The 26,107-nt window shown below is 36.4% G+C and carries 28 protein-coding genes and 4 pseudogenes; 26 read left to right on the top strand and 6 right to left on the bottom strand.

Annotated features, from left to right (window positions below):
* Positions 1 to 8 precede the first annotated feature (8 nt).
* The 9 genes from fdhD to MRBLBA3_RS11925 all read left to right on the top strand — a co-directional run bounded on the left by fdhD (position 9) and on the right by MRBLBA3_RS11925 (position 7,519).
* On the top strand, positions 9 to 806 hold the full coding sequence (fdhD, locus tag MRBLBA3_RS11885) for a formate dehydrogenase accessory sulfurtransferase FdhD (protein ID WP_097809232.1): 798 nt from the start codon (positions 9 to 11) through the stop codon (positions 804 to 806).
* Positions 807 to 826: 20 nt separating this feature from the next.
* Positions 827 to 1,843, top strand: a complete 1,017-nt coding sequence (gene moaA, locus MRBLBA3_RS11890; protein ID WP_000844110.1) for a GTP 3',8-cyclase MoaA — start codon at positions 827 to 829, stop codon at positions 1,841 to 1,843.
* 207 nt (positions 1,844 to 2,050) lie between these two features.
* On the top strand, positions 2,051 to 2,845 hold the full coding sequence (locus MRBLBA3_RS11895; RefSeq protein ID WP_002141133.1) for a formate/nitrite transporter family protein: 795 nt from the start codon (positions 2,051 to 2,053) through the stop codon (positions 2,843 to 2,845).
* Positions 2,846 to 2,870: 25 nt separating this feature from the next.
* Positions 2,871 to 3,887 carry a molybdopterin-synthase adenylyltransferase MoeB gene (locus MRBLBA3_RS11900; RefSeq protein WP_328022930.1) on the top strand — a complete coding sequence of 339 codons (1,017 nt, stop codon included), beginning with the start codon at positions 2,871 to 2,873 and terminating at the stop codon, positions 3,885 to 3,887.
* Positions 3,888 to 3,906: 19 nt separating this feature from the next.
* A complete protein-coding gene (gene glp / locus MRBLBA3_RS11905) occupies positions 3,907 to 5,220 on the top strand; it encodes a gephyrin-like molybdotransferase Glp (RefSeq protein ID WP_363381665.1) in 1,314 nt (437 codons plus the stop codon).
* Entirely contained in the window at positions 5,201 to 5,665 is a 465-nt protein-coding gene (gene moaE, locus MRBLBA3_RS11910) for a molybdopterin synthase catalytic subunit MoaE (RefSeq protein ID WP_000529411.1), read from the top strand. Before glp ends, moaE begins: the two co-directional genes overlap by 20 nt.
* Before the next feature lie 4 nt (positions 5,666 to 5,669).
* Positions 5,670 to 5,906: a molybdopterin converting factor subunit 1 gene (gene moaD, locus MRBLBA3_RS11915; RefSeq protein ID WP_242399792.1), complete on the top strand. Its 237-nt coding sequence runs from the start codon at positions 5,670 to 5,672 to the stop codon at positions 5,904 to 5,906.
* A gap of 48 nt (positions 5,907 to 5,954) precedes the next feature.
* On the top strand, positions 5,955 to 6,443 hold the full coding sequence (moaC, locus tag MRBLBA3_RS11920) for a cyclic pyranopterin monophosphate synthase MoaC (protein ID WP_363381370.1): 489 nt from the start codon (positions 5,955 to 5,957) through the stop codon (positions 6,441 to 6,443).
* Between the two features lie 20 nt (positions 6,444 to 6,463).
* On the top strand, positions 6,464 to 7,519 hold the full coding sequence (locus tag MRBLBA3_RS11925) for a P-loop NTPase (protein ID WP_328022932.1): 1,056 nt from the start codon (positions 6,464 to 6,466) through the stop codon (positions 7,517 to 7,519).
* Positions 7,520 to 7,822: 303 nt separating this feature from the next.
* Here the strand turns inward: MRBLBA3_RS11925 and MRBLBA3_RS11930 are convergent, their stop codons facing one another.
* On the bottom strand, positions 7,823 to 8,794 hold the full coding sequence (locus MRBLBA3_RS11930) for a flagellin (protein WP_363381372.1): 972 nt from the start codon (positions 8,792 to 8,794) through the stop codon (positions 7,823 to 7,825).
* Between the two features lie 244 nt (positions 8,795 to 9,038).
* Here MRBLBA3_RS11930 and MRBLBA3_RS11935 point away from each other — a divergent pair, with 244 nt between their 5' ends.
* The 17 genes and pseudogenes from MRBLBA3_RS11935 to MRBLBA3_RS12015 all read left to right on the top strand — a co-directional run bounded on the left by MRBLBA3_RS11935 (position 9,039) and on the right by MRBLBA3_RS12015 (position 22,871).
* Positions 9,039 to 9,797, top strand: a complete 759-nt coding sequence (locus MRBLBA3_RS11935) for a lytic transglycosylase domain-containing protein (protein ID WP_363381374.1) — start codon at positions 9,039 to 9,041, stop codon at positions 9,795 to 9,797.
* 251 nt (positions 9,798 to 10,048) lie between these two features.
* Positions 10,049 to 10,273, top strand: coding sequence for a flagellar motor switch protein FliN (locus MRBLBA3_RS11940; RefSeq protein ID WP_328022935.1), 225 nt, complete (start codon positions 10,049 to 10,051; stop codon positions 10,271 to 10,273).
* Positions 10,274 to 10,287: 14 nt separating this feature from the next.
* Positions 10,288 to 11,274 carry a flagellar motor switch protein FliM gene (gene fliM / locus MRBLBA3_RS11945; RefSeq protein WP_000012184.1) on the top strand — a complete coding sequence of 329 codons (987 nt, stop codon included), beginning with the start codon at positions 10,288 to 10,290 and terminating at the stop codon, positions 11,272 to 11,274.
* A 10-nt stretch (positions 11,275 to 11,284) separates the two neighbouring features.
* On the top strand, positions 11,285 to 11,644 hold the full coding sequence (fliN, locus tag MRBLBA3_RS11950) for a flagellar motor switch protein FliN (RefSeq protein WP_363381377.1): 360 nt from the start codon (positions 11,285 to 11,287) through the stop codon (positions 11,642 to 11,644).
* 12 nt (positions 11,645 to 11,656) lie between these two features.
* Positions 11,657 to 11,979, top strand: a pseudogene (locus tag MRBLBA3_RS11955) (flagellar motor switch protein FliN).
* Positions 11,976 to 12,734: a flagellar type III secretion system pore protein FliP gene (locus MRBLBA3_RS11960; RefSeq protein WP_328022939.1), complete on the top strand. Its 759-nt coding sequence runs from the start codon at positions 11,976 to 11,978 to the stop codon at positions 12,732 to 12,734. The pseudogene MRBLBA3_RS11955 and the gene MRBLBA3_RS11960 overlap by 4 nt, the downstream one beginning before the upstream one ends.
* A gap of 33 nt (positions 12,735 to 12,767) precedes the next feature.
* Positions 12,768 to 13,043 carry a flagellar biosynthetic protein FliQ gene (locus MRBLBA3_RS11965; RefSeq protein ID WP_363381379.1) on the top strand — a complete coding sequence of 92 codons (276 nt, stop codon included), beginning with the start codon at positions 12,768 to 12,770 and terminating at the stop codon, positions 13,041 to 13,043.
* A 15-nt stretch (positions 13,044 to 13,058) separates the two neighbouring features.
* A complete protein-coding gene (locus MRBLBA3_RS11970; protein WP_363381381.1) occupies positions 13,059 to 13,820 on the top strand; it encodes a flagellar biosynthetic protein FliR in 762 nt (253 codons plus the stop codon).
* 10 nt (positions 13,821 to 13,830) lie between these two features.
* Positions 13,831 to 14,876 (top strand): annotated as a pseudogene (flhB, locus tag MRBLBA3_RS11975) (flagellar type III secretion system protein FlhB).
* Between the two features lie 23 nt (positions 14,877 to 14,899).
* Positions 14,900 to 16,961 (top strand): annotated as a pseudogene (flhA, locus tag MRBLBA3_RS11980) (flagellar biosynthesis protein FlhA).
* Between the two features lie 14 nt (positions 16,962 to 16,975).
* Positions 16,976 to 18,287, top strand: a pseudogene (flhF, locus tag MRBLBA3_RS11985) (flagellar biosynthesis protein FlhF).
* A 43-nt stretch (positions 18,288 to 18,330) separates the two neighbouring features.
* On the top strand, positions 18,331 to 19,134 hold the full coding sequence (locus tag MRBLBA3_RS11990; protein WP_363381383.1) for a flagellar basal-body rod protein FlgG: 804 nt from the start codon (positions 18,331 to 18,333) through the stop codon (positions 19,132 to 19,134).
* 170 nt (positions 19,135 to 19,304) lie between these two features.
* Complete coding sequence (locus MRBLBA3_RS11995; protein ID WP_212089984.1) at positions 19,305 to 20,603, top strand: NtaA/DmoA family FMN-dependent monooxygenase; 1,299 nt, start codon at positions 19,305 to 19,307, stop codon at positions 20,601 to 20,603.
* 178 nt (positions 20,604 to 20,781) lie between these two features.
* Positions 20,782 to 21,618, top strand: coding sequence for a TrmB family transcriptional regulator (locus MRBLBA3_RS12000; protein WP_212089986.1), 837 nt, complete (start codon positions 20,782 to 20,784; stop codon positions 21,616 to 21,618).
* On the top strand, positions 21,611 to 22,336 hold the full coding sequence (locus MRBLBA3_RS12005) for an AzlC family ABC transporter permease (protein WP_212089988.1): 726 nt from the start codon (positions 21,611 to 21,613) through the stop codon (positions 22,334 to 22,336). The genes MRBLBA3_RS12000 and MRBLBA3_RS12005 overlap by 8 nt, the downstream gene beginning before the upstream one ends.
* On the top strand, positions 22,327 to 22,638 hold the full coding sequence (locus MRBLBA3_RS12010; protein WP_000425945.1) for an AzlD domain-containing protein: 312 nt from the start codon (positions 22,327 to 22,329) through the stop codon (positions 22,636 to 22,638). The genes MRBLBA3_RS12005 and MRBLBA3_RS12010 overlap by 10 nt, the downstream gene beginning before the upstream one ends.
* Positions 22,639 to 22,700: 62 nt before the next feature.
* Positions 22,701 to 22,871, top strand: coding sequence for a DUF3951 domain-containing protein (locus tag MRBLBA3_RS12015; protein ID WP_000602249.1), 171 nt, complete (start codon positions 22,701 to 22,703; stop codon positions 22,869 to 22,871).
* 212 nt (positions 22,872 to 23,083) lie between these two features.
* On the opposite strand, the gene MRBLBA3_RS12020 is transcribed toward MRBLBA3_RS12015, so the two are convergent.
* The 5 genes from MRBLBA3_RS12020 to MRBLBA3_RS12040 all read right to left on the bottom strand — a co-directional run bounded on the left by MRBLBA3_RS12020 (position 23,084) and on the right by MRBLBA3_RS12040 (position 25,998).
* Positions 23,084 to 23,407 carry a hypothetical protein gene (locus MRBLBA3_RS12020; protein WP_212089991.1) on the bottom strand — a complete coding sequence of 108 codons (324 nt, stop codon included), beginning with the start codon at positions 23,405 to 23,407 and terminating at the stop codon, positions 23,084 to 23,086.
* A gap of 11 nt (positions 23,408 to 23,418) precedes the next feature.
* The gene (locus MRBLBA3_RS12025) at positions 23,419 to 24,012 is read right to left on the bottom strand and encodes a dienelactone hydrolase family protein (protein WP_212089995.1); all 594 of its coding nucleotides are present in this window, start codon (positions 24,010 to 24,012) and stop codon (positions 23,419 to 23,421) included.
* 3 nt (positions 24,013 to 24,015) lie between these two features.
* The gene (locus tag MRBLBA3_RS12030) at positions 24,016 to 24,351 is read right to left on the bottom strand and encodes an antibiotic biosynthesis monooxygenase family protein (protein ID WP_212089997.1); all 336 of its coding nucleotides are present in this window, start codon (positions 24,349 to 24,351) and stop codon (positions 24,016 to 24,018) included.
* 186 nt (positions 24,352 to 24,537) lie between these two features.
* Positions 24,538 to 24,717 (bottom strand): H-type small acid-soluble spore protein, encoded by a 180-nt coding sequence (locus MRBLBA3_RS12035; protein WP_001025741.1) that lies wholly within the window; start codon positions 24,715 to 24,717, stop codon positions 24,538 to 24,540.
* Between the two features lie 66 nt (positions 24,718 to 24,783).
* On the bottom strand, positions 24,784 to 25,998 hold the full coding sequence (locus MRBLBA3_RS12040) for a helix-turn-helix domain-containing protein (RefSeq protein WP_212089999.1): 1,215 nt from the start codon (positions 25,996 to 25,998) through the stop codon (positions 24,784 to 24,786).
* Positions 25,999 to 26,107 lie beyond the last annotated feature (109 nt).

The raw sequence follows: 26,107 nt of genomic DNA on the forward strand, positions 1-26,107 counted from the left end.
TGCTCATCGTGAAATCGATTCAGGTGGAACGGAAAATTTTTAAATATGAGCAAGGGGAATTTAAACATATAGAGGACAGCATTGTAACAGAGTTTCCTGTTACGGTTAAAATTAACGGCCAGGAATTTGTTACAATGGTTAGTACTCCGGAGTATATTGAAGATATGGTAATTGGTTTTTTAGCCTCTGAAGGCATTATCCGAAAGTATGAAGATATTGATGAAATATGGATGCAAGAAAAAGAAGGCTATGTACATGTAAAAACGACGAAAATCAATCCTTATTATCGTGACATGCAAAACAAACGTTATATTACTTCGTGTTGTGGAATGAGTAGGCAAGGGTTTGTTTTCGCAAACGATGCGCTGACTGCGAAAGAAATGAATGATATTCGCGTGCAGATTTCTGCCGAGGATTGTTTTCGGTTAATGAATGATATGCAGCAATCTGCGTCTACGTTTCAACATACAGGCGGCGTTCATAATGCAGCTTTATGTGATGCGAGTGGAATTGTTTTAAGTCGCATGGATATAGGAAGACATAACGCTTTAGATAAAATTTACGGATATTGTTTAAAAAATAACATTTCGATTGGTGATAAAGTTATTGTTTTTAGCGGACGTATCTCTTCTGAAATTCTATTGAAAGTTGCGAAAATTGGCTGTGAAGTAATATTGTCAAAGTCAGCTCCAACTGAGTTAGCACTAGAGCTAGCAGAGCAGTTAGGGATTACTACAATAGGCTTCATTCGTAATAAATCTTTTAATGTATATACGCATCCAGAACGGGTTGTAAATATAAAATAAGTAGAAACGAGGCAATAATCATGAAATCTGTCACATTAGACAAATTAGATCGTCCTTTAAAGGATTTACGTATTTCTGTTACTGACCGCTGTAATTTTCGCTGTCGATATTGTATGCCAGAAGAAATATTTGGTCGTGATTATTCTTTTTTGTCTAATGATAAAATTTTATCTTTTGATGAAATTGAAAGGATTACACGTATTTTCGTTTCGTTAGGTGTAAGAAAGTTACGCATTACTGGGGGAGAGCCTTTACTTCGAAAAGATTTACCTGAACTCATACAGCGATTAAACGAAATTGAAGGAGTAGAGGATATCGGTTTAACGACAAACGGATCATTACTTAAAAAATTTGCTCCTGATTTATATAAGGCGGGTTTATCTCGCGTAACAGTTAGTTTAGATTCTTTAAATGAAGAACGTTTCTCTTATTTAAATGGGAATAGAAGTAAAGTAAAAACAGTTCTTGCAGGAATACAAGCTGCCGCGGAAGCCGGAATGAAAATTAAAATGAACATGGTTGTTCAAAAAGGGAAAAATGAACAAGACATCGTTCAGATGGCAGAGTACTTTAAAGAGAATAAGCATATCCTTCGGTTCATTGAATATATGGATGTCGGAAATTTTAACGGCTGGGAATTAGGCGAAGTAGTTTCTAAGCAGGAAATAGTAGAGATGATTCATAAAGTTATGCCGCTGGAACATATTGAAGCGAACTATCCTGGTGAAGTTGCAACACGTTATCGTTATGTTGGTAGCCAAGAAGAAATAGGAATAATTTCATCTGTAACGGATTCGTTCTGTTCATCATGTACAAGAGCACGTATTTCAGCAGAAGGAAAATTGTATACATGTTTATTTGCTTCTAAAGGAAATGATCTTAAAGAATTACTTCGCTTTGGATATACGGATGAGGAGATTACTAATGTTATTCGTGACATTTGGAATAATCGTTCAGACCGTTATTCAGATGAACGGTTGAGCAATACGAATAAAAAAGCAATGCCGAAAATTGAAATGTCGCATATCGGTGGCTGAGAAGCTACTAAAAATGTAGATTCTCTTTGTTAACGTAAATAGTGGGAAATGTGCAAGTTTTGTACATTTTCTATGAGTATAGTAAAAATGATGATTGATATTTCTGTAAGAGATATGCAGAGAGATTAAGCAGCATTCAAAAATCCTTACGATGTTAAGGGTTTTTGGTGCTGCTTTTTTTAGATGAGAAAAATGGAGGAATTGGTTATGGCATTTCATAAACCGGAACAAATTGCTGCGCTTGTGATTGAATCCGGTGTTCAAAAGGTAAGGCAACCGCTATCCGCAATGCTTATTCTTGGTTTTTTAGGAGGAGCATTCATTTCGTTAGGATTTTTACTTAATATTCGTGTTCTAGGTAATGTACCGGAGCAATGGGGAAGTTTAGTCAATTTTATAGGAGGAGCGGTTTTTCCTATAGGACTTATGCTCGTTGTTTTAGCAGGAGGAGAATTAATTACGGGAAACATGATGTCGATGGCCATGGCACTGTATGCACGGAAAATTTCATTGAAACATGTGTTAAACAATTGGGCGTGGATCACTTTAACTAACTTCGCAGGTGCACTTTTCGTAGCATATTGTTTCGGTCATCTTGGCGGGTTAACTGAAGGTGCGTATTTAAATAAGACGATAGCGATAGCTCAAGATAAATTACATGAATCTTTCGGGAGAACGTTAATTTTAGCAATTGGTTGTAACTGGCTCGTTTGCCTTGCGATTTGGTTAGCATATGGAACGAACGATTTAATCGGAAAGATCGTTGGGATTTGGATTCCGATTATGGCGTTTGTCGTAATTGGGTTTCAGCAAGTAGTAGCAAATATGTTTGTCATTTCAGCCGTAATTTTTGCGGGGCACCTTACGTGGATGGATCTTGCTAAAAACTTTGTTCCTGTCTTTATTGGAAATGTAATTGGCGGAGCTGGATTTGTTGGATTCGCTTATTTTTCTTGTTATCAGAAACAAAGTGCTACCGAAGAAGATGTCTTGAAAAAATAACAGTATGTGAAAGGAAGGCTACCTCATGATAGAGCGGTATTCACGACAACAGTTGTTCACTCCTATTGGAAAAGAAGGGCAAGAGAAAATTAGAAATAAGCATGTATTAATAATAGGGGCAGGTGCATTAGGAAGTGTAAGTGCGGAAAGCTTTGTACGTGCAGGTATCGGGAAATTAACGATTATTGATCGCGATTACGTAGAATGGAGTAATTTACAGCGGCAACAACTTTACGCTGAACAAGATGCGATAGAAAAGTTGCCAAAAGCAATCGCAGCACAGAACCGTCTCAAACAAATTAATTCAGACGTGCAAATTCAAGCGCTAGTAATGGATGCAAGAGTAGATAATATGGAAGCTTTATTAGGTGGTGTCGATGTCATTATTGATGCCACAGATAATTTCGATATTCGGTTTGTAATTAATGATATATCACAAAAATACAATATCCCTTGGATTTACGGTTCTTGTGTCGGAAGTTATGGCATGAGCTATACAATTATTCCGAAGAAAACACCGTGCTTACATTGTGTGTTGAAAAGTGTTCCTGTTACAGGGGCGACGTGTGACACAGTTGGAATTATTAGTCCAGCTGTTCAAATCGTTGCAGCGTACCAAGTGGCGGAAGCATTCAAAATTTTAGTAGAAGATTACAAAGCAGTTAGGAAAACATTTTTAATGTTTGATATATGGAGTAATCAATATCATTCTATCAAACTAGGGAAAATCAAAATGGAAGACTGTCCTTCGTGCGGAACAAATAGAACTTATCCTTATTTATCATACGAAAATCAAACGAAGACAGCTGTGTTATGTGGAAGAAATACAGTTCAAATTAGACCGGCGCATAATAGACATTACAACTTTGATGAGTTAGAAAAAGTATTAAAGAACCACGGGAAAGTTGATCGGAATCCGTATTTGCTCTCTTGCCAATTAGAAGAGTATCGCATCGTCGTTTTTCATGATGGTCGTGTATTTATTCATGGCACGAATGAAATGCAAAAAGCGAAACAACTATACTATCGGTTATTAGGATAATAGAGAGGGATGGGTAATGATGGAAAGAAGAGTGCCAATTACAGTTGAAGAGGCTGTTCGTAAAGTGATGGCATTTGCTAATTATGGTGTAAAAGAACTAGTACCACTTGAATTAGCATACGGACGTACACTAGCAGACAATATAGTAGCGGATCACGATGTGCCTTCTTTCAATCGCTCGCCATATGATGGGTTTGCTGTTAGGGCAGAAGATACTTCGCGAGCAAGTCGTGAGAATCCAATCGTATTTGAAGTCATCGGTGAAATTGGAGCAGGTTCCGTATTTCCTAAAGAAGTAGGAGCGTTTCAAGCAGTTCGAATTATGACAGGGGCACAAATTCCGAAAGGATGTAACGCGGTCGTCATGCTAGAACTGACTCGTCATCGTCAATATGAGAATATCGGAAAAAGCTATATGGAAGTGCGACGCTCATTTAAAGAAGGGGATAATATATCCTTTCAAGGTGAAGATGTTCAGAAAGGAACCGTTCTCGCAAAAAGAGGTAGTTACATTAATCCGGGTATTTCAGCTCTTCTTGCTACATTCGGTTATAGCGAAGTACCAGTAGCGAAAAAGCCTATAATTGGACTATTAGCGACTGGGAGTGAACTTCTCGATGTAAATGAAAAACTACAACCTGGGAAAATCTGGAATAGTAATACGTATATGATATCGTCTCAAATTCGAAGAGCAGGTGGAAGAGTAAAGTACTTTGGGAAGTTTAGCGACGATTTGAATACGTGCTACGAAGCAGTGAAAAAAGCGTTAAGCGAAGTGGATATGTTAATTACAACTGGTGGTGTTTCGGTAGGAGATTACGATTATTTGCCAGCGATATACGAAAAGTTAGGCGCGTCAGTTCTTTTTAATAAAGTAGCCATGCGTCCGGGTAGCGTCACAACAGTAGCACAATTAAACGGGAAATTATTATTTGGATTATCAGGTAATCCATCTGCTTGCTATGTAGGTTTTGAATTATTCGTAAAACCTAGCATTCGTGCGTATATGTTTAGCGAAAAACCACATGTAAAACGAGAAAAAGCAATGCTCGGAGAAGATTTTCTAAAACCGAATCCATTTACAAGATTTGTACGAGCGAAGCTTCAGTATAACGAAGGACAACTAATCGCTTATCCATCAGGATTTGATAAATCTAGTTCCGTTTCTTCATTAGCAGAATCAAACGTTTTTATTGTACTACAGGGCGGTACGAGAGGATATAAGAAAGGGATGTTTGTAGACATTCTTTTATTAGAAGATAACGAAGGTAGTGAATGGCCTTGGACATTCCGTAAAGTAGGGAGAGGTTTTGATGGGACAAGCACGATTTGAAATTGTCGATAATCCGATTGTAGTTGAAGAAGTAACGAATAAAGTGGCAAGACGAGAAGCTGGAGCAATTACAACTTTTATAGGAACGGTTAGAGAATTAACGAAAGGAAAACGAACGTTACATCTTGAGTATGAAGCATATAAACCGATGGCGGTAAAAAAGCTTACTGCAATTGGAGAAGAAATTAAAAAAAAGTGGCCGGATGCGAAAGTAGCAATCACACACCGAGTAGGACGATTAGAAATAATGGATATCGCAGTTGTCATTGCAGTATCGTCACCACATCGTAAAGTAGCGTACGAAGCGAATGAATACGCAATTGAACGTATAAAGAGAATTGTCCCAATCTGGAAAAAAGAATTTTGGGAAGATGGAACGGAGTGGATAGGAGATCAACTTGAAAATACTCCGTATCCAGAAGGAAAACCAAAGAAAGAAGAATGAGAGAATGATTACAATTTTACTGTTCGCAAATTTACGAGAAGAAGTCGGCTCAGAGAGATTAGTAATAATAGAAAAACGAGAGATGAACGTTCATCAATTGAAAAAATGGCTGAAAGAAAACTATCACTTACAGACGCTAGATAAAGTTATGGTGGCAATCAATGAAGAATTTGTAACGGACGAAAATATTGCAAAAGCTGGAGATACTGTCGCGTTTATCCCGCCTGTAAGTGGAGGTTAATTCTTTTTATTTGAATACCGCATCTTTTATACATTAAGGAGGATCATTATGAGTGAATTTTCGCATTGGAATGAAGAGGGAAGAGCTAAAATGGTTGATATTTCTCAAAAAGACATTTCAACACGTACAGCTGTTGCGCAAAGTACAATTTCTTTATCAAATGAACTATTTGAAGCAATTCAAAGTGGTGGATTGAAAAAAGGTGACCCGCTCCAAGTAGCACAAGTGGCTGGTATAATCGGTGCTAAAAAAACAGCGGATATAATCCCTATGTGTCACCCGATATTAATCCAAGGAGCTGATTTTTCGTTTCATTATGAAAAGACAAGTGATGGGTATGAGTTAACGATACGAGTGACAGTAAAATGTAGTGGGAAAACAGGTGTAGAAATGGAAGCATTAACTGCCGTATCAATCGCTGCCCTTACTTTTTACGATATGTGTAAAGCAGTTGATAAAACGATGGTCATGAAAGAAACATATTTAGTACAAAAAACGGGTGGAAAAAGCGGAGACTTTTTTCATCACGTAAAATAATTACAATGGAAGGAATGTGTATGATGATTACTCACGAACAGATTATGAACGCTTTAAGCCATGTAGAAGATCCAGAGTTACACAAAAGTATTGTAGAATTAAACATGGTAAGAAATATACAAATTGATGGTACAGAGGTTGGACTAGAAGTAGTTTTAACAATTCAAGGTTGTCCGTTGAAAGCAAAAATACAACAAGATATTGAAGACTCACTTCGAAACGTTGGGGCATCAAAAGTTTCTTTGACATTCGGTTCTATGACACCGGAAGAACGAGCTGCATTAACAGCGTCCTTAAAAAAAGAAACTAGAACAGAAACTGGAATGCCTAGTATGCTTCGACCTGATTCAGGAGTACGTTTTATTACTGTAACAAGCGGGAAAGGGGGAGTCGGAAAATCAACTGTGACAATTAATCTTGCTACTGCTTTAGCACGTATGGGGAAAAAGGTTGGAATTTTAGATGCAGATATATATGGATTTAGTATCCCAGCTATGATGGAAACGAATGAAAAACCGACGATGATCGACCAAAACGCAATTCCGGTCGTTAGCCACGGTGTTAAAATTATGTCGATGGGATTCTTCACAGAAGGCAATAACCCGGTAATGTGGCGTGGACCGATGTTAAACAAATGGATACAAAACTTCCTTGCGAACACGCACTGGGGAGAATTAGACTATCTTCTTCTAGATTTACCACCTGGAACAGGAGACGTTGCCATTGATGTCGCTGCAATGATTCCGCAAGCGAAGGAAATTATCGTTACGACGCCTCATAGCGTAGCATCATTTGTCGCTTCTAGAGTAGGAGTCATGGCAAAACATACGAAACACGATATTTTAGGTATCGTTGAAAACATGGCATATTACGAAGAAAAAGATGGATCAAGAAACTATCTTTTTGGAAAAGGCGGCGGCGAAATGTTAGCAGAACAACTGCAAACAGAAGTAATCGCCCAAATACCGTTTGCGAAGCGTGAAGAAAATAAAGGCTCATGTGTATATGATGAAGACTCACTTGTTGGGGAGATCTTTACTTCTTTAGCTGAGGATATTATTTATAATGAAGACTAGTATATAAAATAAGAGGAGAGATACATAGCGTATGTGTATCTTTCTTTTATCTTTTGTGAATAATTACAAGAGTTATGAAGTGCTTACGGCTGTAGTAAATTAGAAATGTTTTGTGAGACTACATTAAGAACAATTAAATGCGTATTCTTTCATTCTTATACAAGGACTGCCTGCTTCTATGCATGGATGGAGTTTCTACCTAAGCGATAAAAGGAAGTTTGTTACCTTTTATCTATATATATATTGAAAAAAATAACCTCTCTATAAATAGAGAGGTTATTTCATGAAACTAACTCAAATGGTTTATTGTAATAATTTAGAAACCATTTGAGGAGTTTGGTTTGCTTGAGAAAGCATGCTAATACCAGCTTCGTTCAAGATTTTGAACTTAGTCATTTCAGACATTTCTTTCGCCATGTCAGCATCTTCGATTTGAGAAGCAGAAGATGCCATGTTAGAAGCCTGGTTATTTAAGCTTTCTACATTGAAGTCTAGACGGTTTAATGTAGCACCTAAATCAGCACGGCTACCTGCGATAGATGCGATCATACCATCGATAGCTTTAATTGCATCGTTAGCGTTATTGATAGCAGTACTATCATCTCCAGTACCAGCTGCTGGAGCGGCAGTTGTTCCACTAGTACCAGCTGATGAAGCGGCAGCTGTTCCATTAGTGCCCGCGTTTGTTGCTGAGATAGAAATTTGGCTAAGTTTCTTTCCATCACCTTCTAAATTAGTGCTGGTAACATTTGCTAGTGTGATATCGATAGTGCCGTTAATAGCAGGATTAGTAGTACCAGAATTAGCTGATGTATTTGCATCAGTTTTGGCTTGTCCATCATCATAACTATGGATTTTAATAGATGGATTATCACCATTTAATAATGTTTTTCCGTTAAATTGAGTGTTTGTTGAAATGTAATCAATTTGATCTCTTAATGCAGAAAATTCTTTTTCTAGTGCACCACGGTTTTCGTTTGTGTTTGTACCGTTGGCAGATTGAACTGCTAGGTCACGCATACGAAGTAAGATGTTAGATACTGAGTTCATTGCTGAATCAGCTGTACGAATCATTGAGATACCATCTTGTGTATTACGAGATGCAACACCTAATCCGTTTTCTTTTGCACGCATACGAGTAGCGATTGCAAGTCCAGCTGCACTGTTGATACGTTTACCGCTTGATAAACGGTTCATAGAAACGTTCATTTTGTCTTGGTTTTGGCGCATGTATTCTTGCGTACGCATGCTATTAATGTTTGTATTAATTCTCATGTTAAGAACCCCCATTTTTTTATATTGATTTTTCTTCAAATTGAAAAATTCTAATATATGAAAAAATCGATTTCTAATTTATTGTAAGTCTTGCTATATCAAGTGTCAACTATAAATTTGGATTAACGGATATAAAAAATAACATTTTAACAATTTAGTTGTTTTTTTATTACAAAGGATTATTGCAAACTTATTTAAAAAACCCTAATATTAGATTATCTTTACTTATTGAAAAAGTGATATTATGGTAGTTGGAAATATTGTAAAAGAAGTTCTTGCTTATAAAAAAGGACTAATTCAGCAAAAGTTAAGTAGTCCGCAGGCGTTCGTTAGTAGTCGTTTTCAAGATCAATTGCAGAGTGAACCTGCGAAGGAGACGAAGGTTACTCCGCAAGCGGCAAAAGTAGAGGATATGAGTCAGGCGGTACGATCTACGATAATAGAAACGGTTGTTAATAAACCGGTTGAGCTTATTAAAGTAGAGGAAGCGAGTAAGCTTGAGGAGACGGAGAAAGCTGAAACGAAGAAAGTGGATGAAGTACAAGTCGCACAAAAAGAGCTTGAGCGACGTTTCCCAGAAACGAAAAATGAGTCTGCTGATACGTGGGGATTAACGAAAAAATATAATATTCAAAAGATACGTTATTCGAATGAAGGTAAGTATGAGGGTATTATTAATCACGCTAGTCGTACATATGGAATTCCGAAAACGTTAATTCAAAAAATGATTGAAGTAGAGTCTAATTTTAATCCGAAAACGGTGTCACATGCAGGAGCGATGGGGCTGATGCAGCTTATGCCAGCAAATGTGAAAGAAATGAGTATAAAAAATCCATTTTCACCAGCTGAAAGTATTGAAGGCGGTGTGAAAGAGTTAAGCGGTTATTTAAAGAAAAATAACGGTGATCTCGTACTAGCACTTGCTTCTTATAATGCCGGTCCTGGTAATGTGAGGAAGCACGGAGGTGTACCACCATTTAAAGAAACGCAAGGATATATATAAAAAATATTGAATATAGACGTTTCGAAATAAGAAATTTCATTTATATAAAGTGAAACTTTAATCAGTGGGGGTTTTGTTCATCTCCCACTGATTATTAGCCTTCACCAATCGGGCTTTTACGGGCAGTGGATTCCCCCACCTAACTTCTTTGCTTTCGCTGAATTTTGGGGTAGGGGTCTTACTGCCCGCAAATAGCGGGATAAATAGAGAATATGAAATGTTCGTGAACATGATATGGGAGTTGGCTAGATTTGAAATTACAAGATGATATTCCGTTAACGATTTATTTTGAAATCGGAAATACGAAAAAGAAAATTGAAGATCTGCTTCATATTACGAAAGGTACATTGTATCGTCTTGAAAATTCAACGAAAAATACGGTACGTCTTATGCTTGAGAATGAAGATATTGGAACCGGAAAGATTTTGACGAAGAATGGAAAAATGTACGTTGAAATTGTTGAATTGAAAAGGTAGGAAAGGGGATTTTCATGAGTGGCGATAAATTAAGCCAAGAGCAAATTGATGCCCTGCTGAAGGCGGTAAATGAAGGCGAGGAAATGCCAGCTTTCGCACAAGAAGCAGGGAAGCAAGATAAATTTCAAGAGTACGATTTTAATAGACCGGAGAAGTTCGGTGTTGAGCATTTACGTAGTTTGCAAGCGATTGCGTCGACTTTTGGAAAACAGACGTCACAGACGTTTTCAGCTCGTATGCGTATTCCGATTGAACTAGAGCCTTCGGCCGTTGAGCAAGTTCCGTTTACGAGTGAGTATGTGGAGAAAATGCCGAAAGATTACTATTTATATTGCGTTATTGATCTCGGCCTTCCAGAGCTTGGAGAAATCGTAATTGAAATTGATTTAGCGTTCGTTATTTATATTCATGAATGCTGGCTTGGTGGAGATAGTAAGCGTAATTTTACGATGCGTAGACCATTAACTGCGTTTGAGTTTTTAACGCTTGATAATATATTTGCTCTTCTTTGTAAAAATTTACAACAATCATTTGAAAGCGTTGTTGCGATAAAGCCGAAATTTGTAACGACGGAGACAGATCCAAACGCGCTGAAGATTACGACAGCGAGCGATATTATTTCATTATTGAACGTAAATATGAAAACAGATTTTTGGAATACGACAGTTCGTATTGGGATTCCATTCTTATCTGTTGAAGAAATTATGGATAAGTTAACGTCTGAAAATATTGTTGAACATTCTTCGGATAAGCGTAAAAAGTATACATCTGAAGTAGAAGTGAAAGTAAATCAAGTGTATAAGCCTGTACACGTTGCGATTGGTGAGCAGAAGATGACAATGGGCGAGATTGAGCAAATTGAAGAAGGCGACATAATTCCGCTTCATACGAAAGTAACAGACCAACTACGTGGTTATGTAGATGGAAAACATAAATTTAATTGTTTTATCGGGAAAGATGGAACGCGTAAGGCGCTCCTATTTAAAAGTTTTATAGAGTAGGAGGATCCATATGAAACATGAAGTATCTCCTGTGTCATTAATGGGATTGGAAGAATTTGCAGGGGGTCGAAATGAAGCGGAGAAGGCACATATTGATACCGTTTCAGATATTTCGATTGAACTTGGAGTAAAGCTTGGGAAGTCATCTATTACGCTTGGTGATGTGAAGCAATTAAAAGTTGGCGATGTTCTTGAAGTAGAGAAAAATTTAGGACATAAAGTAGATGTATATTTAAGCAATATGAAAGTCGGTATTGGTGAAGCGACAGTAATGGATGAGAAGTTCGGCATTATTATTTCTGAAATTGAAGCTGACAAGAAACATGCAGCGCTTATGAAGGCGCAAAATCAAATGCAGGATAAAGAGTAGAGGAGGAGTCATATGTCGTATATGACGACCTTATTACAAGTCGTTTTACTGTTTGGTGCGCTCGGCTATGGTGTGCGTATTATATGACGAAAAAGACGCGCAAACAGCAGTTTTATAAGCAAGGTGAAAATGGCCATATTCAAGTGAAAGACGGCGTGTATTTAAATCATCAAACGAGCGCCTTTTTATTTGAAGTAGACGGGAAGCAAGTGTTCACTGTTATTAGTAATAACGGTGTGCAATCTGTGCAATTAACAGGGACAGGAAATCAGTTTCAACAAGCACTAGAAGACGCGGTGAAGAGTGAAACGAAAAAAGTAGAGGATCCATCATGAGAATAAAGAAACAGTTATCGTTATTTGCCGTTATTTTCGCATTTTCTATTATTTTTTCATTTGTTTTTGTAAATCCAGCGTATGCAGCCACGAACGGTTTTATTAATTTCGAAAATGGAAAAGAGTTTACGAGTAATTCAAGTGTACAACTATTCGCGCTCGTTATCCTGCTATCATTATCTTCTTCTATCGTTCTTTTATTTACGCATTTCACTTATTTTATGATTGTTCTTGGGATTACTCGTCAAGGACTTGGGGTAATGAATTTACCACCGAACCAAGTGCTTGTTGGACTTGCATTATTTTTATCGCTATTTACGATGCAGCCAGTGCTTGGTCAGTTAAAGAGTGATGTGTGGGACCCGATGACGAAAGAAAAAATAACAGTAAGTCAAGCTGCGGAGACGACAGCTCCGATTATGAAAGATTATATGTCGAAGCATACGTATAAGCATGATTTAAAAATGATGCTGAAAGTGCGCGGAGAAGAGTTGCCGAAAGATTTAAAGGATCTTTCATTATTTACACTTGTACCATCCTTTACACTAACGCAAATTCAAAAAGGGTTATTGACGGGGATGTTCATTTATTTAGCGTTTGTCTTTATTGATTTAATTATTAGTACACTTTTAATGTACCTTGGGATGATGATGGTACCGCCGATGATTTTAAGTTTACCATTTAAAATACTCATTTTCGTATATTTAGGTGGATATACAAAAATCGTCGATATTATGTTTAAAACGGTCGCCTGAAGCGTTTGATGCTATGTGATAGGAGTCATATAAATGAATACGTCACCAATTATAGATATTTTTCAAACCTTTTTTTATAAAGGGATTATGATTTTAATGCCGGTTGCCGGCGTAAGTATGATTGTCGTTATTATTATCGCTGTCATTATGGCGATGATGCAAATTCAAGAGCAAACGCTGACATTTTTACCGAAAATGGCGAGTATTGTACTCGTTATTATCATTTTAGGTCCGTGGATGTTTCAAGAGTTAACGACGCTTATTTTAGATTTATTTGATAAAATTCCATCGCTATTGCGTTCGTACTAAGATAGGTGAATTGAAATGAATATGGAATTATGGGTGGCGACGTTTTTTGCGTTTTGCCGCATTACTTCATTTTTATATTTTTTACCGTTCTTTTCAGGACGATCGATTCCTGCAATGGCAAAGGTTACGTTTGGACTTTGTCTTTCGATTACAGTTGCTGACCAAGTTGATGTCTCTCACATAAAGACAGTTTGGGATGTAGCTGCTTATGCAGCTACGCAAATTGTAATTGGATTATCACTTTCAAAAATTGTAGAAATGCTGTGGAATATCCCGAAAATGGCTGGACATATTTTAGATTTTGATATCGGTTTATCACAGGCAAGTTTATTTGATGTCAATGCAGGATCACAGTCCACTTTGTTATCAAAAATTTTTGATATATTTTTTCTTATTATTTTTATTTCACTCGGCGGTATAAATTATTTTGTTGTCACGATTTTAAAGTCATTTCAATATACAGAGGCGATTTCAAAACTGTTGACTACTAGTTTTTTAGATAGTCTACTCGCAACGTTATTATTCGCGATTACATCAGCGGTCGAAATTGCATTGCCGCTTATGGGCAGTTTATTCATCATTAACTTCGTTCTTATTTTAATCGCAAAAAACGCACCGCAATTAAACGTTTTTATGAATGCGTACGTTATTAAAATTACGTGTGGTATTTTATTTATTGCGATGAGCGTACCGATGCTCGGTTATGTGTTTAAAAATATGACAGACGTATTATTAGAAGAGTATACGAAACTATTTAACTTTTTCTTAACGAAGTAGGGGGACGCGCATGGCAAAGGATAATAAAACAGAAAAGGCCACCCGCAGAAGCGTAAAAAATCACGTGAAGAAGGGAATATCGCCCGGAGTAAAGATTTAAATAATTTATTTTCCATTCTCGTATTAGCAGTTGTCGTTTACTTTTTCGGAGATTGGCTCGGTTATGAGATTGCGAACTCCGTAGCGGCGCTGTTTGATCAAATTGGAAAAAATACGGATGTGACGGAGTATTTGTATTTAATGGGCATTTTACTTCTTAAAGTATCGGCTCCTATATTAATACTCGTATACGCTTTTCATTTATTCAATTATATGATTCAAGTTGGTTTCTTATTTTCTTCTAAAGTCATTAAGCCGAAAGCATCACGTATTAATCCGAAAAACTATTTTACGAGACTGTTTAGTCGTAAAAGTTTAGTAGATATTTTGAAATCACTGTTTTATATGGGACTAATCGGTTATGTTGCTTACGTTCTTTTTAAAAAGAATTTAGAGAAAATCGTTAGTATGATTGGATTTAACTGGACTGCGTCACTTACTGAAATTATTAGGCAAATTAAATTTATCTTTTTAGCTATTTTAATTATATTAATCGTTCTTTCTATTATTGATTTTATTTATCAAAAATGGGAGTACGAACAAGATATTAAGATGAAAAAAGAAGAAGTAAAACGAGAGCATAAAGATAATGAAGGGGATCCGCAAGTAAAGGGGAAACGAAAAAACTTTATGCATGCGATCTTGCAAGGAACAATTGCGAAGAAGATGGATGGCGCAACATTTATTGTAAACAACCCGACTCATATTTCGGTCGTACTTCGATACAATAAACACGTCGATGCGGCGCCAATTGTCGTTGCAAAAGGGGAAGATGAGCTCGCATTATATATACGAACGCTTGCCCAGGAACAAGAAATACCAATGGTGGAAAACCGTCCGCTTGCTCGTTCTTTATATTATCAAGTCGAGGAAGACATGGCGATTCCAGAAGATTTATACGTAGCTGTAATTGAAGTTATGCGCTATTTAATTCAGACGAATGAACTTGAAGTATAGTAGCGCGTTTGGAGGAGATCTCTTTGTTTAAGATAGATTCTGCAAGAACCTATTTTTCTATCTTTTTAGCAGCGTCATTCGTAGTGGCGCTCTTAATTCCACTTCCACCATTTATACTTGATATCGTTATCGTTTTTCTACTAAGTATGTCAGTGCTTATTTATATGCGAGCGACAAGTATTAACGAGTGGGATGAATTAAAGTCATTTCCAACGATGTTGTTATTAATCGGGATTTTCCGCGTATCGATTAACGTTTCGACGACGCGAGCGATTTTAACAGACGGAAATGCCGGTCATGTAATTGAAGAGTTCGGCCAGTTCGTAATTGGCGGGAACTTATTAATTGGTATCGTTATCAGTATTAATCATATTCCAGCTTATCGTTGCAAATGGTGCATCTCGTACAGCTGAAGTTGCAGCTCGTTTTACACTTGATTCTTTACCAGGGAAACAAATGTCTATCGATGCTGACTTAAACCAGCGCATTATTACAGAAAAAGACGCACAGGCGAAACGAAAAAAATTAAATATGGAAACAGAGTTTTACGGAGCGATGGATGGTGCCGGAAAGTTCATTAAAGGAGACGTTATTTTCGGGATTGTCATTTTATTCGTAAACATTATTTTCGGTTTAATTGTTGGTATGATGCAGCAAGGAATGAGCTTTGGAGAAGCAGCCATTCATTATACACAGTTAACTGTCGGTGACGGAATCGTAAACCAGATCGGTTCGTTAATGCTCGCAATTTCAACAGGTATTATCGTAACGCGAGTATTTGACGGTTCACCTGATACAGTAACAGAAGGAATCTTTAAAGAGTTATTAGCACATGAAGTTGTTGTCTATGCGCTTGGTGGTTTATTTATCGCAATGGGTATTTTTACTCCGTTACCATTTCTACCATTCGCTCTCGTTGGAGGCACGATCATCTTCTTAGGTGTTCATAATAAAAAGCGAATAAAGAAAGAAAAAGAAGACGAGCTTCAAAAAGAATTAGAAATGATTCAAGGCGATGAAGAGCAATTGCAACAAGTGGAAGATTCATTCGGCGTGTTTACAGATAAGTATCCAATTATCGTAGAGCTCGGATTAGATTTAGCGGCGCTTGTAAAGCAAAAAATTAAAGGGGAAACAGCTCGAGATAAAGTTGTTCTGATGAGGAAATCGATTATTACTGACCTTGGTATTAACGTTCCTGGGATTAACTTTAAAGATAATACGAGCTTTAGACCACGCGGACGTTACATTATTCGTATTAAAGGTGCGAAGGCCGCTGAAGGTGTTTTAAAATCAGGTTACTTATTAGCACTGAAAACACCGAACGTAATGGCGGATTTAGATGCAGAGCCAGCGAAAGATCCAATTTTCGGCGAAGATGGATATTGGATTTTGGAGCATATGGTACAAGATGCACAAATGAAAGGCTATCAAGTGTTAGAGCCACTTAGCATATTAATTACGCATTTAGATGTTGTCGTTAGACGAAATCTTCACGAGTTAATTCAGCGTCAACATGTGAAAGATTTAATTCAATCGCTGGAAACGGATAATGGAGTTTTATTAGAAGAAATTAAGAAGAAAGAAATCGATTTATCACTCGTGCAAAATGTTATTAAACAATTGCTGAAAGAAGGAGTTTCAATCCGTGATTTACCAACGATTATTGAAGGGGTTATTGACGGGAAAGAAATTTATCAAAACCATGTTGATGGTGTCACTGCATTTGTTCGTGAATGTATTTCAAAAGTTATTTGTGAGAGTGCGAAAAATCCTGATGGAAAAATCTATGCGGTGCTCTTCTCTGATTCAATTGAATTGGATGCAGATGTTGTGAATAATTCATACCAAGGTTATTTATTAAACTGGGATTTAGATTTAGAAACGCGAGTAGTAGAGCAAGTACAGCGTGTTTTCAAACAGGCTCATTTAATGGGAAGAGATCCAGTATTATTAACACGCAGAAAAGATTTCAGATTTGCGATTGTGAGACTTCTTGAACGTTATCAAATAGAAGCTAAAGTATTATGTATTAGTGAACTAGCACCAGAAATTGTTGTAGATCAAATTGCTTATATTGAATAGTAGGGGGTGAAGTAATGGAAAGTACAGAAAAAAAAGAAGCGTTAATGCGAATAAAAGCAGCTTCGAAAAATGAATTGTATCGAAAGTTATTTGACCAATATAGTACAGATTATTACTATGTTGTCGATGAAAGTGTAAAACGAAACATCCCGTTTTTCTGGAAAAAGAATTATGAAATGTTAGTCGCTTTTCCCGAAGATAAAACAGGATGGAAGTAAAGAAGGCGTAGCCGAGTTTCATGACCAATTAATGGATGTTGTAAATGAACCTTCAGAAGAAATTGTGAAGGGAAATGGAATTCAATCGGTTTTGCACAATTTAGAAAATGTAACAACATCTATGTCGTACGCAGCGATGCAAACAGGAAATAGTGAAGAATGGGCAAGAAAAAAAGAGAAACTATTACAACTGTTTGAAAAAGGGATTGTCGTGGTGAAACGTGCGGAGGCGACGAACGTTACGAAAAAACAGCCTGCTGTGAAACAAGCTATTCCTGTAAAGAAAGAAGAAGTAGTTGTTAAAAAAGAAAAGCAGGAATCTGTGCCATTTATTATTCAAAAAGTAATACGAATGCTAGAACAAAACGATGTGGAGCATTATTTCATTCATGCATATGCTGAAAAATTAAAAATGAAGTTTGAGAATGCAACGATGATTACAGAAGAGGAAGTCATCGGATACATATTGGAAGATATGAAATCTCATTTTCATACTGAAAACGTATTTGAAAAAGAAGTACAAACGATTGCATTAATCGGTCCAACTGGTGTTGGAAAAACGACGACGCTTGCGAAAATGGCATGGCAGTTTCACGCTAAGAGAAAAACAGTTGGTTTTATTACGACAGACCATTCTCGCATTGGAACAGTGCAGCAATTACAAGATTACGTAAAAACAATTGGGTCAGAAGTAATTGCTGTGCAGGATGAAGCAGCTATGACAAGGGCACTCACTTATTTTAAAGAAGAAGCACGCGTCGATTATATATTAATAGATACAGCCGGGAAAAATTATCGTACGTCAGAGACAATTGAAGAAATGATTGAGACGATGGGACAAGTAGAGCCAGATTATATTTGTTTAACGTTATCAGCTTCTATGAAAAGTAAAGACATGATTGAAATTATTACGAACTTTAAAGATATTCATATAGATGGTATCGTGTTTACGAAATTTGATGAAACAGCGAGTAGTGGTGAATTGTTGAAAATTCCAGCTGTATCATCAGCTCCAATTGTATTAATGACAGATGGACAAGACGTAAAGCAACATATACATATCGCTACAGCTGAACATTTAGCAAAACAAATGTTACAAACATCGTAAGAAGAGAAGTGAAGAATAAGGCATCTGCCTTATTCAAACGAGTATGAACGGTCTTTATATAGGTTCTATGGGTATGATGAATTACATGCAGCGCATTAATGTTCATTCGAATAACGTTGCAAATGCTCAAACGACAGGATTTAAAGCAGAAAATATGACTTCTAAAGTATTTGATGTGCAAGACACATATCGCCGCGGAGATGGATCGACGACAAATATCGGTTCGGTCGATTATGCTGTAGTACCAGCCGCAACGCATGTGAACTTAGTACAAGGAAATATACAAATGACAAATAGTGCTACAGATTTCTTTTTAGATGACGGTACAGCCGGTACAACATCATTTTTCGTTACATCTAAAAACGATGAAACGTTTTTAACGAGAGATGGTAGTTTTACAATAAATAGTGATTGTTATTTACAAACATCTTCAGGTGCTTATGTTATGGATGTAAATAATGAACGTATTCGTATTCCTGAAAATGTTGATTTCTTCGTATCTAATAATGGAGAAGTCTATAGAGAAGTTAACGATGGAACTTTGCAAAAACCAGATATTAAGAGAATAGTAATTGCACAGTTGCAAACAAAAACAGTAGATGCAGAAGCGAATGCACGTCTAATGCAAAGAGAGAACGAAAGCTTTACACTAGCAGAAGGAAACATTGCTGATTTACCGAACGGAACAGGGGCAGTAAAAAATCATATGCTAGAAAATTCAAATGTAGATATGACGAAAGAGATGGCAGATCTTATGACGAGTCAAAAGATGATTCAAGCATCGCAGCGTGTCATGACTTCGTTTGATAAAATTTATGAAAAAGAAGCAAATGAAATATTGAAATAGGAGACTTCCGTTAGCGGAAGTCCTTTTTTATTATTGCTTTTATTACAGTTACACCATAAAATGATAATGATTATCAATATCGTTTTATCCATTTTCATAAGATTGGAATTTCATAATGACAGCAACATTTGTTTAACAAAGTGAATTAAAAACAAGGGGATGGTGTGTATATGTCTACAAAAAAACAACTTTGCATTGGATTATGTTTAATTTCTAGAAAGAAAGAGCAAGAGAGTGAGTTTAATTCGGGAATTGATGAACAAGTAGAGTTAGCGAAACAAGCAGAAAAATCGAAGTTAGATTTTGTTTTTAAAGCCGATTATTTAGTGGCGCATCCAGATTTAATTGCTCGTAATAAGGGGAATGTAATTTTAGATCCGACATTATTGTTTACTGCTATTGCTTATGCAACAGAAAAAATTGGAGTGGTTACGACAGCTTCAACATCATTTTATCCACCATACATACTAGCGAGGCAACTACAATCTTTAAATTGGATTAGCAATGGCCGAGTAGGATGGAACATTGTCACATCCATTGACGGTGCAGAAAATTTTGGTGAGGCAGGGATGCCACCATCTGAGGAACGATACGCGAAAGCGGCAGAATGTACAGAGTTAGTAAGAAAACTTTGGAGGAGTCATCCTTATGAGGTTTTGAAAGAAGATAACACAGATGTAATTAGAGAGATGGTAAAGCCTATTGAGCATCGTGGTGAGTATTTTGAGGTGAAAGGCCCACTTAATGTCCCGCAGCACATTTCTGGAGAAATGCCATTATTTCAAGCTGGTGCATCAGAGCCTGGTCGGAATTTCGCTGCTTCTGTTGCGGATGCGATTTTCGCCGCAATGCCAGATGTAGAGTCAGGAATTGAACTTCGCCGAGATTTAAGAAGAAGGGCAGTGCAACATGGTCGGCAGTCAGATGATATACGTGTATTGCCTGGTTTATATTTCTTTATTGGCGATACATATGAAGAAGCTTTAGAAATGCACAGGCAAGCTCATCAACATCTCACAAAAGAGAAGAGATATGCTTTACTTGAAATGGTTCTCGGACTAGACGTTAGAGGGATTCCGTTAGAAAGTAAGGTAACAGAAGATATGCTACCAAGCAGGGAGCAAACTGTGCGTAGTAAAACACATGCCGAATTATTACGGAATTACATCATTAAAAATGAGCCAACTGTTGAACAAATACTGGAGCGACCAGAAGTTGTTGGCTCTGCTCATTGGGTAGCGGTTGGCACATCACAAGACGTTTGTAAGCAAATTATGGATAGGTTTGAAGCCGGAGCATTAGATGGATTTATTGCAATTCCAGGGGGACCTCCAAAATCATTGGATTTATTCTTTAGTGAAGTCATTCCGTTATTCGTGAGAGCAGGTGTGTTTAGGGAAGAGTATACAGGTTCAACCTTACGTGAGCATCTGGAGGGGAACATATCAAATACTTTGCAGTTCAAATAAGTGGAATAGTATGTACAAAAAGCCTTTCACAAGAAGGCTTTTTATTTTGTTTTAAAATTTCAGAATTATCAATTGACTTTATAGGTCTTCTTTTTTATATTGGTAGGTATAGTAATAACTACTAATATAAAATGCATCGTTTTGAAATGAGAGTTATTTAGATTGTGAGGGATTACCGATGGATGAAATTATAAAAGAATTACAAAAGTTAGGTTTTTCTCAATATGAATGTAAAGCGTATATTGGTTTATTAAAACATTCCCCAGTAACAGGTTATGAAGTTAGTAAACAAACAGGAGTACCCCGTTCGATGATTTATGAAGTACTTGGCAAGTTGATGGATAAAGGTGCAGTACATTTAGTCCCTTCTGAACCAGTGAAATATGTACCAGTACCAGCTACTGAATTAATGGATCGAATGCGAAAAGACTTTGAAAAATCCTTTGAATTTTTAGATCGAAAATTAAATTGTTTAGAGCAGGAGCGACAAATTGATGTAATTTCGCATATTCGCTCGAATGATCGTGTTTTAAAAGAAATATGCAATATAATTAGTAGAGCAAAGGAAGAGTTATGGATTTCTGTATGGGAAGATCAAGTGCATGAGATTGAACCGCTTATTCATACAAAGGAAGCGGAAGGAGTACATATATTTTCAATCTTATTTGGTGCCCCAGAAACAAAAATAGGAGCGACATTTCATCATAATTATATGACGCCTCACGTTGTTGAAAAGAGAATGGGTGGTCATTTAACTGTTATCGCACGTGATGGGGAAGAAGTGTTAATTGCTAACTTCTCAAATGATAGCACTTCATGGGCCGTTACAACGTACGATCCAGCTTTAGTTCTCGTTGCTACGGAGTATGTGCGGCACGACATTATGGTGGAAGAGATTACAAAGGAATTTGGAGCTGATAAGTTAGATACGTTATGGCGTGAGAATATAGATTTAGTTCATGTCGTAACAGGAAAACGGACTATGGAAGGAATGGAGGATGATACGAATGAGTAAAGCTCAGGCCCATGTAGCTTTGCAGAGCGATGATACATTTCAGCAAGGAGTAAAAGATTGTTTACCAACTGTATTTGGTTATTTAAGTATCGGTATAGCAGCTGGTGTAATTGCAAAAACAGCAGGTTTCTCCATCATTGAAATTGCGTTTATGTCCACTTTAATTTATGCAGGTTCTGCCCAATTTATATTAGCTGGTATGTATGCAGCTGGCGCTCCTGCTTCAGCAATCATTTTCACCGTCTTTTTTGTTAATTTACGCCACCTTCTAATGAGTGCTGCCCTTGCACCATACTTTACGAAACTTCCTCTATTAAAAAATGTAATTATCGGTTCTCAAATTACAGATGAAACGTTCGGCGTTGCAGTGCAGCATGCAGCGCAAAAAGGATATTTAGGTGACAGGTGGATGATGGGGTTAAATGTCACAGCATATTTAAATTGGATTCTTGCTACTATTATTGGCGGGCTGTTTGGTGAGTGGATACCAGATCCGCATACGTACGGCATGGATTATGCATTACCAGCAATGTTTATCGGATTATTTGTACTTCAGCTCATAAGTAGTAAACCGAAACTAGCAATTCATCTTACTGTTGCAATTGTAGCGATTATTATCGCATATGTTTCACACTTATTTATGCCAGACAGTATAGCAGTTATTATCGCAACATTACTAGCTGCGACGATTGGAGTGGTGATTGAAAAATGGAAATGAGATTAGACGTATTATTACTTTTACTAGCAGCAGGAGCTGTCACACTCGTGCCACGTATTTTACCTCTTCTCGTATTTAGTAAACTACAAATTCCAGACTGGGGTTTGAAATGGTTGAATTACATACCGATTGCGATATTAGCAGCACTTTTAGCTCAAGTACTATTTATGCACGAGACGGTGCAGTGGGATTACCTTATTGCGGCAATTCCAACATTTCTTGTTGCAATATATACTCGTAGTCTATTAGGAACAGTATTAACAGGCGTCATTGTGATTATTTTGTTACGTTTCTTTTTCTAAAAAGGATTCCATTCATATAATAGCGAACAGTGTAATAATATGAAACATATAGGGGTGGTGTTATGATACTTTTAACGATAGGAGCAATTTTATTAACGTTATTTACTTTCTTTATTATCGGCTTTATTACGTTTATGATGTTTGTTGATAAGGCGACACCTCAAATTTATTATACACCTTGTGAAACTATGACAATAAAATCTAAAGGTAAAAATAGAAGGAAGAAAAGTTGATATTGGGCTTTTCTTCCTTTTGTTTTTACATTCCCGAAAGAACTAACAACAATAATCCAAATAGAAAACTAATAAAGTGAAACTTTAATCAGTGGGGGGGTGTTCATCCCCCACTGATTATTAGTTGAACCAATCGGGCGTTAACGGGCAGTTAATCTCTCACCTAACTTCTTTGCTTCAGCCGAATTTTGAGGTGGGAGTCTTACTGCCCGTTAATGCGGGATAAAAGAAAGAAAACCGATAGATATGGAAAAAACACGATTGTTTTTCCATTCGCGTGCGAAAACGATAAAGCCTAAAACGCAAAGGAAAAACCAAATAGGTAGAAATATAAATCGGCTAACCTTCTCAGGTAGCAATGAATAAAAATTTGTTAAATATAATATCCAATTCGCAAAAAATAGAGCACATACGATGAATGATTGTAAGTATGGTCTGTTTAAAAAATTTCCTTTTTTAACTGTCATAAAAATGAGAGCTAATGCTGAAGTAAAGGGAATGATTATGAATATGAGCAATAGTAATGTTAGTGGCATATGAAACTCCTTTACAACATAGTTTTCATAAGAAACGAATCTATTATTTTGTATACTTGCGTTGTAGATTGTTCGTTATATGTTACTGCGGATGGATTTAAAAATCCATGTTCGCCATGTAGTTGTTTTATTTCTAATAGCGGATTCCTTTGTTGCTGTAATGCTTTCATTAAAGAGGATACTGAAAAACTAGCTTCTTGTTCAGGGAAAATAAGTAATGTAGCACATGTAGGTTTAATGTGAACATAGTCACGTATACGGGAACCGTAACATCCAATCATAAAATCTATTTTTGGATTGTTACTACAGAGCCAAGCGATGGTAGCCCCAACACTAAAGCCGATCAGTCCTATATGCGTGTAATCATTTGAAAGGGTAGAAATTACCTCATTAATTTGTTCTTTCCCATAATCAAATCCAATATGATTCATAAAATATTGATATGCTTTTTCTTCATCACTATAATGAAATGAATTTTGTAGTTGTAAAAGGTTAGGACAGAATACATCTATATAAGATGTATTGAAGTGGTCAATAACATGATGCATATGATCGTTCACACCGTATATTTCATGAATAGCAACGAGAGCCAATTTTTTCTTCATAAGTTACAAGGTACCTCTATGAAACTTATATTCTTTCTCAACAAGGCAGATACGCAGGTGGAAGTTTTCATACCATTGTTCACGGCCTCTTTTTTTTGCTTCTTTATGTAAGGCGTTCTTTTTCCAATTTTCAATTGCTTCAAGTGAATCCCAATAAGAAATAGTAATTCCGAGTCCGGAATGATCACGTGCGCTTTCGACACCTAAAAATCCAGTTTGCTGTTTCGCAAGATCCTCCATCTTTTCGGCAACGGCATTATAGTCTGTTGTATCACTTGATAAATTAGAAGTGAATATAACTGCATAATAGGGCTTGTTTTTTTCTAAATCAGATTTCATTATCTTTCCCCCTTAATGTATAGTGCGAATAATTAATTCATAGTTTGTATTTTAGCAGGTTAAAAAAAGAAAAGAAGTAGAAGATTCTTATTTTTTTAGGTGTTGTAAAACAGAGGGTAGAAGGAATTTATATTAAGTAATCTAAAGTAAGAAAAATGCCACTTCAAAAAATTGAAGTGGCATTTCTTATATTTCCTCTAAGCTATTAACTGGAACCGTTAATTCGCGTCCTGGGTTTTGTACTTCATATATGCGGGCGGTTTCGTTACTTTCGTCGACGTGTTGAATCATAACAGGCATGCCTTGAAAACTTACATTAGCTTGCTCCGCTGAAACAGAAAGCTCTTTTGCACGTTGAATATTCATTTATATTCCTCCCATCATTATTATCTTTGCTAAAAAGGAGGAATAATATACCATTTCGAGACATCCTTAAAGTTTTTGTATTATTTGTAATGTTTTTTTAATAAATACAGAGAAAACAGAATCCGGATACGATTGTATCATTTCATTTGCTTTTTTTGCTTCTTCAAGAGCTCTTTTTTTATCATCCAGTTTGACGTAACAAAGGGCACGATATGCACCTGCTGTTGTAAGCCACGATTGATCAAGCGGATGGTTCATATAATCTGGTATAATACCACGTTGCAATGCTTGTAAAGCTTCTTCGTAACGTTTTAATCCGTATAAAGATTTTCCTTTTTCAAGATAATACAATCCGTCGTCTTGAAAAATGGGCTGATCTTTTAGTTTTTCTCGAAATTGTTCTAGATGTTTTAATGCGATTGTATATTCATTAGTAATCGTGTTGTAGTAGTAAGCTTTTAAAATATTAGTCATCGCAATGGATAGAGTATCTTCTGTAAAAATGGCAAATTGCTCAGATTTTTTTATGTAATATAAATATTGTTCTTTATCAACTGTAATGACTTTTTGATAAGATAAAATCCGGTAAAATGCATCTGTTTTATAATACACTTGATGTTTTTTTGAAAATGCGAGTGTCTCTAATATCGTTTCTTCACATTTTTCATAATCGCCACATGCTAGTAATATGATGGCTTCATATAAACATAAATCAATATGTATAATAAGATCCATTTCTAAATGTTTCTCTTCATAATCATTTCTAATATTAGATATAAGTTGTAAACATTCTGCATACTTTTTACGTGTGAATATCGCAAAAGATAATTTTAATTTTGTTTCCGTACTGTCTCGGTATAACTTATATTTTTCAAAAATAGAAACAGCTTTTTCTACGTAAGATTCAATGTTGTAATCTTTTATAATCACCGCAGCAGTTACAAATTGTTTGTATAAACGAGCCGTATTTAAAGTAGAAGGTAGCTCTGTTTGAACGATAGGTAGTAAAGTCTCGTACACTTCATCACATTTGTTTTCCTTTATGAGTTGCTCCATTTTTGTAATGAGTTCTACAATTTCTCCATCATCATCTTCTAATAAAAAACTCGCTTCACATTCAAGCTTTTCAGCGATATATTGTAATGTTTTCATGGAAGGTGTAGCTTTTCCATTTTCAATTTGACTAAGCATACTTTTTGTAAGTTCTGAACCTGCCAGCTCTGTTTGTGTAAGTTTTTTTTCTTTACGTAACGCTTTAATTTTTTCACCGAGAGTTGCCATATTATTGCTCCTTTATAATTGGAAAGTTAAATTGTATTTAACTTTTTGTTGTAAAAATTGGAAAGTCGATTATATAATAAGTTTAACACAATTTAACTTTTAAGGGGAG

It is taken from the genome of Bacillus sp. LBA3-1-1.1, from assembly GCF_040676495.1.
Taxonomy (GTDB): domain Bacteria; phylum Bacillota; class Bacilli; order Bacillales; family Bacillaceae_G; genus Bacillus_A; species Bacillus_A nitratireducens.